We start from the raw sequence: 8,868 nt of genomic DNA, 5'->3' as shown, positions 1-8,868 counted from the left end.
CGCTCCTACAGTTGACCTTCATCGCTTAACTGACTGGCATTAAGGCTTGCCCGCGAAGGCGTCTGACCTTTGAATACGAGCCTTCGCGCTATACCAATCTTTTCCAACCGCTTACAAAAAAGGCCGTTTTCCTATGAAAACGGCCTTTGCGAAGTAGTAAAAGACCGGCGAAAAATCATTAAGTTCCGTCTAAAAAACAGCAACTTATAGAAATGTGCTCAAGTCGTGTTATTCGTCGGATTTCGATTGTCACACACCTGACACAGCCTCAGGATCGCGCCGTCATCCCCTTGAGGTTCTCCCATGAAGTTCTCCTCGATTCTCTTGTTGTCCCTTGGCCTGGTTAGTGGCATTGCCTCCGCTGGCGGCAATACTGAAGCAGGCGTGGGCGGCGCATTGGGCGGGGTTCTAGGCTCAGTCGTCGGCCAGTCGATTGGCGGTAATACAGGTTCCACCATTGGCGCAGCCTTGGGCGGCGCGGGTGGTAGCGCAGTGGGCGCAGACAAACACAGCCGTGGCGAAGCCGCCATTGGTGGTGCACTGGGCGCAGCAGGCGGTAACGTGGTCGGCCGCAGCATGGGCGGCACCACTGGCAGCCTGATCGGCTCCGCAGCAGGCGGTGGCGCCGGTGGCGCGCTGGGCAACTACATGGGCAACAAAGCCGATGAAGACGACGATGATTATCGTCGTGGCCGTGGCGACCGTCGCTACTACCGTGATGACCATCGTCACGACCGTGGCCACCACTATGGCCACCGCAAGCACCACAAGTACTACCGTGACCGCGACTAACATCGCAGCGGCTTGGTCGACAGTTAAAAAATCGCAGCCCGTGGGCTGCGATTTTTTTTGCCAGGTCTAAACCACCAAACGTTCCAATGCCCCACGCAACCCACTCGGAATCGCCACCGGCTGATTCGATGCACGGTCGACGAACACATGGACGAAGCGGCCCGCGGCACAGGCCTCGTCTTCCCCTTGCTTGAACACCGCCAACTCATACTGCACCGAACTGTTGCCCAACTTGCCGACTCGCAAGCCGACCTCGATCCGGTCCGGAAACGCGATGGAAGCAAAGTAATCGCAGGCCGAACTCACCACGAAACCCACCACTTCGCCATCGTGAATATCCAGCCCACCGACTTCGATCAGGTAGGTGTTTACCGCCGTGTCGAAAAAGCTGTAGTAGGTGACGTTGTTAACGTGACCGTAGGCATCGTTGTCGTGCCAGCGGGTGGTGATGGGCTGGAAATGCGGGTAGTCGGTGCGTTGGGGCATCAGCGTTAATTCCTGAGTAGGTTCGCTAGTCTAAGTCGAAAACCGCGTTATCGTTTATCGCGGGCAAGCCCGCTCCCACAGGAACTTCGGTGGCGCACAAATCTGTAATCCACTGGAGACCCTGTGGGAGCGGGCTTGCCCGCGATGGCGTCCTCACAGACGCCACATCAATCAAAGATCAGCAAACCCCTTGCCCACCGCCACCAACTCTCCAATCAACCGCGTCGGGCTCCAGTGATTGCCCTGGCGAGTCTCCAGCGCCAGCAAGCGCTGATGAATGTTCGCCAACCCCTGCTGATCCGCCCAGGTCATCGGTGCGCCATTGCAGGTCGACACCGACCACATCGAACATGCGGAACGGCCCCATGGCGAAACCGAAACCTTGCAACGCCGCATCCACCTGATACGGATACGCACCTTCGAGCAGCATTTTGCGCGCTTCGAGCACGTAGGTATTGAGCATGCGGTTGCCGATAAAGCCGTCGCAGTTACTGCTCAAGCATCTGCAGATTGTTATCGACTCATTGCACCGCGACCCCGGCGTTGGCCAGGCACATGACAATCCCACGGCCCATGGTGCCCGCGCCGATCACGGCTGCGCGCTGAATGTTGAACGGTGTCTGGCTCATATCTTGTTCTCTTGTTGGCGATCCAAAGACAGCCACCACCTTAGTCAGCCACCGCTCATTTTTGAAATTTATTCCTGTGATGAGGGACATTCAGCAGATGGATGCGCTTCAACCCAGCCCCGCACCTCGGCGTAGGGATAATCCTCCAGCACTGCAAACCCCGGAATGCTCCTAGCCTTGAGCTTGGTGAACAACGGCACGCTGATCCCGCACAAAAAACGCGTCAGCCGTTCAGCGGAAGGCACATGACCGCTGTGCTGTTCATGCCTGTGGATAAAACCGCTACACAGCGCTTCAAAATTCTTATCCACAAGCGCCGGCAATGCTGGTGGTTCGGGTAACCGCGCCACTTGCCCGTGACACACCGAACAATGACCGCACTGACGCGGTGCATTTTCGTCGCCGAAGTACTCGGCCAGGCGATAACCCAGGCAGCGATCGGTGGCGAACAGATCCAGCATGGCGTGGATTCGCGCGATCTCGGTTTGTTCATGCTGCTTGAAACCGGCATGAAGTTCGGCGCTAAGTGCCTGCGCGTCAAAGCCTGTATCCAATAAGCTGTACACCTCGGTCATCAGCTTGCTTTCAAGCTCGACCCAGCCTTTCTCCTGGAAATAATCCAGTGCCTTGACTACCCGGCTACGTTCGGCCTGATGCTGCTCGTACAACGCGTCGAAATTCACCGTGGCCCAGGTCCGCGCGCGGCTGGATGTCTGGACGATCGCGGCGACAAAATCCCTGCGCTCACCTTCGAAACGGGCCAGCAAGGCATCAGGTTCCAGCAAGTATTTGAAGCGATACTCGGCGTAGTAGGCGTAACGCGGGGCGATGATTCCCCGCAGTTCCAACTGCACCAACAAGGTTTTGAGCGGGAGCTGGCGAATGTTGCTGTTATCCGCCAACGGCCCCAGCATAAATTCCCACTGCCCCTCTGGCGCACAAGACTGCAATTCGTCGAGCACATGCCGGATGCCGTCCAGTTCAGGCGTGTCGCCATAAACAAAATTTTCCAGCACGTTGAGGCTGTCGCGGTTGGCCAGCACCAGGCAGTCGGACGGTTGTCCGTCACGTCCGGCGCGACCGATTTCCTGGCTGTAGTTTTCGATGGATTTGGGCAGGTCGAAATGCACCACGTTGCGAATGTCGCTCTTGTCGATGCCCATGCCGAAGGCAATGGTGGCGACGATGCAATTGGACTGCCCGCCCATGAAGCGCTTCTGGATAGCTTCGCGCTGGTCGTGGGGCAAACCGGCGTGATAGGCCTCGGCCTGAATGCCATGGCGATGCAGATGTTCGGCAATGTGTTCGGCGGTTTTCTGCAAGGTGACGTAGACGATGCTCGGCTGGCCAGGACGCTGGCTCATCCACTCGACAAGTCGACGACGCTTGTCCTGACCGCGCACCGGCTCCACCCAGAGATTGAGGTTCGATCGATAGAAACCGGTGGTCACTACATCATCGGCGGCAATGGCGAATTTCGTCTGCATATCGGCGATCACTTTGGGCGTCGCGGTGGCCGTCAACAGCAGGACCTGAGGGATGTTGAACTGCCTTTGATAGTCCGGCAGTTTGAGGTAATCGGGGCGAAAGTTGTGGCCCCACTCCGAGATGCAGTGCGCCTCGTCCACCACCAGCAGGGAGATGGGCACCTGCTGCAGGAAATTGCGAAATCGCTCGTTCTTCAGGCGTTCCACCGAGACCATCAAAATCTTCAACTCGCCGGATTTGGCGCGGGCCATCACGTCACTGGCGTTATCGCGACTCTGGGCCGAATCGATACTGCCCGCCGCAATGCCGTGACGTTGCAGGAATGCCAATTGGTCCTGCATCAACGCCAGCAGCGGCGAGACCACCAGCGTCAGGTGCGGCAGCATCACGGCCGATAATTGGTAGCACAGGGATTTGCCGGAACCGGTGGGAAAAATAGCCGCCGCCGAGCGCCCCGCCAGCACCGCGCTGACCACTGCCTCCTGGCCGGGCCGAAACTGTGGATAACCGAAAACCTGTTCCAGGGTGTTATGCATACGCTGTCACTCCATTGACCGCTGCGAAGAGCAAAGCCTAGCCGGCGATTGCAGCGAGTCGAGAAAAGGTCGGGGGTAAAACGATACGGGATGATACAGCGGATGACCGCAAGGGCTTGAGTGATCGGGTGGCTGATAGATCGCTTTTCCGCGTGCGCTGAAGATCAAATGTGGGAGATTTTATGTTGCATCGGTTGATCGCAAATTCTGTGACCAACATCGATGTCACCTGACACACCGCCTTCGCGGGCAAGCCTCGCTCCTACAGGTTCTTGTGCCAGCCACATCATTTGCGAACGCCACGAAACCTGTGGGAGCGAAGCTTGCCCGCGAAGAGGCCTGCACAGCCACCGCAAACGCGAAAAATCCGACAACGTCTGAGGCAGACTGTACCGAGACTTGCAGCGCAACAACTGACAACCTTGTAAGCCTCTTTACCGGCGTCGGTTTCTCTGCGCTACCTTGCTCCAACACGTAGTCCCCATCCTCCAAAATCGAAAAAAAACCTACAAAACCTGTCCATCTCAGCCGTCTTGTCCCACGGCATAGCGCCCTTCTATAGTTTCCAGCGTGGCTGAAATCAGTGTCTCGGCCAGCCGGGCACACTTGCCATTTCGAACAGGACTTACCTCGATGAACGCCCCCAATTCACTCACCAACCGCTACCACCCGCTCAAAACCCGCTGCAGCGAAATCCCGGTGCTGGTCATCGACAGCGAGGCCGACCCTTACGAAATCCTCGACGCCGCCCGCCAACGCATCCGCGCCGCCAGCGACCTGCTCGAAACCCTGTATGGCCTGTGCTTCAAACAAGCCGACACCAACGACATCCCCAACATCGTCAGCGCCCTGTATCTGCTGACCCAGGACGGCAACGACCTGCTCGACATCGCGCGGCAGCGATTGCCGAAGCTCACTGGCTGAGAACACCAAAATTTCCTGTGGGAGATTCTATGTAGAAGGGAAACCCTGCAGCCTTATATTCGGCTGATCTCAAATTCTGTGAACGCCCCATGACTACTGTGGGAGCTAGCCTGCTAGCGATAGGGCTTCACCTTCAAAGAAGATGTCGAATGTGCCGCCGTCATCGCTAGCAGGCTAGCTCCCACACTAATTTTCGGTTGATCTCAAACTCTGTGACCAACCCATGACCGCTGTGGAGGCGCATGTGGATAAGCCCGTCAGCAACGCCCTATCAAAGCTTCGGCAAGATCCTACAAAAGAAGTCGCCTTGTCGGATTTCGCGTCTAACAACGAACATTTAATGTCGCCCTATCGCTGCAAAATCAGCGATCAGGTTTGGTCACCTGAGAACAACGCACACATGTGTGCCATCATTCGCACCGCGGACATCTATGTCCTCGTAGTGCATTGCTATGGCGGCTGTGTGCGGGACGCCCTCGGGCGAGCCGGGTTGTTGTTCTCGGTTGACCAAGCCTGCGCACAGTCCGCCTCCCATCGTTTGGTCACGGTGCTGGCGGTTACTTAACAACAAACCGAGAAACGCTAATGCCAACTCTAAATCCATTTCCAAATCGCTACCGTCCGCTCCAATCCAACTTCACCGAAACCACGCCGCTAATCATCGACACCGAAGCCAACCCCAAGACATCCTCGAAGCCGCTCTCCAGCGTATCCGTGCTTCCAGCGAACTCCTGCAAACCCTCCACTGCCAAAGTTTCCGCGATGGTGACATCGAAGATATTCCGCATATCACTCACGCGCTCTACCTGCTAACCCAAGACGGCTGCGACCTACTCAAAGTTGCTCAACAACGCATGTTGAACTGGCAACCACCGGCTTAAAACCCTCAGGCAGGCATCGCTCCTGAGTAAACACTTGCCTGCCTGATTCAATGATCTTCAATCTCGTTTCTTAGCGTCCCATCGACTGGAGCCATACCTTGCAAACTATTATTGATTGCGTAGCATGTGAGCCATTGCTCAAAAATGGATTCACCCTCATGACAACTGAAACTATCGACCACAGCACCCTCACACGAATGGTTGAGAATGGCTCGGTAAGTAGCGTGCATATCGTCGCTAAACCAGGCGGTTGGTCGATTCAAGTCACGCAAGGGAATAAAGAATGGCCCCTCACGGCACAACGCAGTCGACAAACGCGTCTGTTCAAACGACTCGAAACGCTAGTGACTTATCTACAAGAAGTAGGCATCACCCACTTCGATGTGGACGCGTCCAACTACGATCCGCTTCACATCAAAACCTACACTCGACCTGATCGATCTGAAGCAATGAAACAGGCTCATGAAGCCGCGGCGTACGAGGATTGGTTCAAAGAGCAAGTTCAAATTGGTCTTGATGATTCACGACCAACCGTGTCCGACGAAGAGGCACGTCGAATATTCGCCGCCAAACGTGATGCCATACGTCAGCGAGTACGCTGATGCGGCTAGTCTGGCGTCAAACGGCGCTTGATGACCGAACCAAAATCATGGATCACATCATGCTGGATAACCTTGAAGCTGCCATTGTCTTGGACGAAGTTTTCGAACTGAAAGCGGAGAACGCTCGGCAACATCCAACCCTGTACAGAAAAGGCAAAATCCCGGGGACGCGGGAGATTGTTGCAACCTCTAATTACGTCATGATCTACCTCATCGCAGACGAGGTAGTGGAAATGGTGAGAGTGATTCATGCCAGACGACGATGGCCCTAAAATTCCTTCGCTTACCTCGCGACAAGAAGTGCTCGCTAAGTTTTGACTAAGTGAACCAGTTGAACCCGATACCTCTCCTAGTCCAATCGGATGCCCTGCATTGAACCTCGCCCCCAACCTCCCCGACGACCCCACTCTCCACCGGCTCATCCAGCTACTGCACGAAGAACTCGGCCTGCCCGAACGCAAAGCCATCAGCCTGACCACCTCAATCAATTTCGACCTCGGCTGCAACGGCATCGATGCTCAGCACTTGATCGAAACCCTGGAAGACCGGTTCGCCATCGACTTTGCGGATTTCGATAGCTATCGCTATTTCCAGCCCGACGGCCACGATGTCCACCTGAAGCGCAAAGCCAAGGGTCGCGGTGACAAGGTGCCACTGACTATCGGCATGCTTTATCAGGCGATCAAAGCTCAACGTTGGGACACTGATGAACTCGAATGTCCGTAGCGCTCATCTCAAAAATTGAAACAACACCCACAAAAAAGCCGCCCCGAAGGGCGGCTTTTTCATGGCTTCAAACCAACACTTACAACTTAGGACCAGCAGCCTTGATCGCGTCGCTCACTTCGAACTTCTTGAAGTTCTCGATGAACAGGCCGGCCAGTGCTTTGGCGGCTTCGTCGTAGGCGGCTTTGTCAGCCCAGGTGTTGCGTGGGTTCAGCAGGCCAGTCTCAACGCCCGGTACGGCCACTGGCACGTCGAGGTTGATGGTGTCCAGGTGCTCGGTTTCGGTACCGATCAGCGCGCCGCTCTGGATTGCAGCGATCACAGCGCGAGTGGTTGGGATGTTGAAGCGTTTGCCGACACCGTAGCCACCACCGGTCCAGCCGGTGTTGACCAGGTAGACCTTGGAGCCGAAGCCCTTGATGCGCTTGATCAGCAGCTCAGCGTATTCGCCAGCCGGACGCGGGAAGAACGGTGCGCCGAAGCAGGTGGAGAACGTCGACTTGATGCCGCTGCCCGAGCCCATTTCAGTCGAGCCCACCAGTGCGGTGTAGCCGGACAGGAAGTGGTAGGCCGCCTGCTCGTTGTTCAGGATCGACACTGGCGGCAGTACGCCGGTCAGGTCGCAGGTCAGGAAGATCACAGCGTTCGGCTCGCCGCCCAGGTTCTTCTCGGAACGCTTGGCAACGTGCTCCAGCGGGTAGGCCGCGCGGCTGTTTTGGGTCAGGCTGACATCAGCGTAGTCGGCGTGCTTGGCGTCATCGATGACAACGTTTTCCAGCACAGCGCCGTGCTTGATGGCTTTCCAGATAACCGGCTCGTTCTTCTCGGACAGGTCGATGCACTTGGCATAGCAACCGCCTTCGATGTTGAACACAACGCCTTCGCCCCAGCCGTGCTCGTCGTCACCGATCAGGTAACGGCTTTCGTCGGCCGACAGGGTGGTTTTACCCGTGCCGGACAGACCGAAGAACAGGGTCACGTCGCCTTCTTCGCCGATGTTGGCGGCGCAGTGCATTGGCAGCACGTCAGCGGCTGGCAGCAAGAAGTTCTGCACGGAGAACATGGCTTTCTTCATTTCACCGGCGTAACGCATGCCAGCGATCAGCACTTTCTTCTGTGCGAAATTGAGGATCACGCAGCCATCGGAGTTGGTGCCGTCACGCTCAGGCACGCACTCGAAGTTGGCAACGTTGAGCACTTGCCATTCTTCACGGCCAGCCGGGTTGTACTGGGCTGGGTTGATGAACAGGCAACGGCCGAACAGGTTCTGCCAGGCAGTCTGGGTGGTCATCTTCACAGCCAGGTAGTGATCGGCTGCGGCACCTACATGAACGTGGGAAACGAAGTGCTCTTGCGCATTGTTGAACGCTTCGACGCGAGCCCACAGGGCATCGAACTTGTCGGCCGGGAACTTGCGGTTGATTGGGCCCCAGGCGATAGCGCCTGTGGTGCTCGGCTCATCAACAATGAAACGATCGACTGGCGAACGGCCGGTACGGTGACCGGTACGAACAACCAGTGCGCCGGTATCGGCAAGCTCGCCCTCACCGCGATTCAGGGCTTCTTTAACCAGATAATCAACACTCAGATCTGTGTACACGGCGTTATTGGCTTGCGTCATGAGGTTCCCCGTCGGCCAGTGGCCGAGTGCTCCAAACGTTTTTGTAGTAGAAAGTCGTGCACTACTACCGCGAAAAAAGTGGCCCGGATTATGCCAGAAAAGCCCAAAAAGAGTAGGCCCCTCCTGTCGTAACGGCGTTAATCCGGCACGAACCAGTGAATTTACCTGCGCTGAACCGTTTTA

Annotated in this window: 9 protein-coding genes and 2 pseudogenes; 7 read left to right on the top strand and 4 right to left on the bottom strand. The window is 56.4% G+C overall.

Annotated elements, in window-relative coordinates; all coding sequences use genetic code 11:
- The first annotated feature begins 303 nt into the window (after positions 1–303).
- A complete protein-coding gene (locus ACRESJ_RS28580) occupies positions 304–792 on the top strand; it encodes a glycine zipper domain-containing protein (RefSeq protein WP_431760868.1) in 489 nt (162 codons plus the stop codon).
- Between the two features lie 66 nt (positions 793–858).
- Here the strand turns inward: ACRESJ_RS28580 and ACRESJ_RS28575 are convergent, their stop codons facing one another.
- The 3 genes and pseudogenes from ACRESJ_RS28575 to ACRESJ_RS28565 form a co-directional block, all read right to left on the bottom strand.
- Positions 859–1,278, bottom strand: a complete 420-nt coding sequence (locus tag ACRESJ_RS28575; RefSeq protein WP_431760867.1) for an acyl-CoA thioesterase — start codon at positions 1,276–1,278, stop codon at positions 859–861.
- Between the two features lie 171 nt (positions 1,279–1,449).
- Positions 1,450–1,907: pseudogene (locus ACRESJ_RS28570) on the bottom strand (3-hydroxyacyl-CoA dehydrogenase family protein).
- Between the two features lie 68 nt (positions 1,908–1,975).
- Positions 1,976–3,931 (bottom strand): RecQ family ATP-dependent DNA helicase, encoded by a 1,956-nt coding sequence (locus ACRESJ_RS28565; protein ID WP_431760866.1) that lies wholly within the window; start codon positions 3,929–3,931, stop codon positions 1,976–1,978.
- A gap of 633 nt (positions 3,932–4,564) precedes the next feature.
- Here ACRESJ_RS28565 and ACRESJ_RS28560 point away from each other — a divergent pair.
- The 6 genes and pseudogenes from ACRESJ_RS28560 (at position 4,565) to ACRESJ_RS28535 (ending at position 7,064) form a co-directional block, all read left to right on the top strand.
- A complete protein-coding gene (locus ACRESJ_RS28560; protein WP_431760865.1) occupies positions 4,565–4,855 on the top strand; it encodes a hypothetical protein in 291 nt (96 codons plus the stop codon).
- A 244-nt stretch (positions 4,856–5,099) separates the two neighbouring features.
- Positions 5,100–5,420 carry a hypothetical protein gene (locus tag ACRESJ_RS28555; RefSeq protein ID WP_431760864.1) on the top strand — a complete coding sequence of 107 codons (321 nt, stop codon included), beginning with the start codon at positions 5,100–5,102 and terminating at the stop codon, positions 5,418–5,420.
- Positions 5,421–5,440: 20 nt separating this feature from the next.
- A pseudogene (locus tag ACRESJ_RS28550) lies at positions 5,441–5,736 on the top strand (hypothetical protein).
- 98 nt (positions 5,737–5,834) lie between these two features.
- The gene (locus ACRESJ_RS28545; protein WP_431760863.1) at positions 5,835–6,338 is read left to right on the top strand and encodes a hypothetical protein; all 504 of its coding nucleotides are present in this window, start codon (positions 5,835–5,837) and stop codon (positions 6,336–6,338) included.
- Positions 6,338–6,610 (top strand): type II toxin-antitoxin system RelE/ParE family toxin, encoded by a 273-nt coding sequence (locus ACRESJ_RS28540; protein ID WP_431760862.1) that lies wholly within the window; start codon positions 6,338–6,340, stop codon positions 6,608–6,610. The genes ACRESJ_RS28545 and ACRESJ_RS28540 overlap by 1 nt, the downstream gene beginning before the upstream one ends.
- Before the next feature lie 100 nt (positions 6,611–6,710).
- Positions 6,711–7,064 (top strand): DUF1493 family protein, encoded by a 354-nt coding sequence (locus ACRESJ_RS28535; protein WP_431760861.1) that lies wholly within the window; start codon positions 6,711–6,713, stop codon positions 7,062–7,064.
- Between the two features lie 79 nt (positions 7,065–7,143).
- Here the strand turns inward: ACRESJ_RS28535 and ACRESJ_RS28530 are convergent, their stop codons facing one another.
- Positions 7,144–8,685, bottom strand: coding sequence for a phosphoenolpyruvate carboxykinase (locus ACRESJ_RS28530; protein WP_431760860.1), 1,542 nt, complete (start codon positions 8,683–8,685; stop codon positions 7,144–7,146).
- Positions 8,686–8,868 lie beyond the last annotated feature (183 nt).

This window comes from Pseudomonas sp. (assembly GCF_050739655.1).
Classification (GTDB): domain Bacteria; phylum Pseudomonadota; class Gammaproteobacteria; order Pseudomonadales; family Pseudomonadaceae; genus Aquipseudomonas.
Note: the sequence above shows the minus strand (reverse complement) of the source record. Positions and strands in the feature narration are given on the sequence as shown.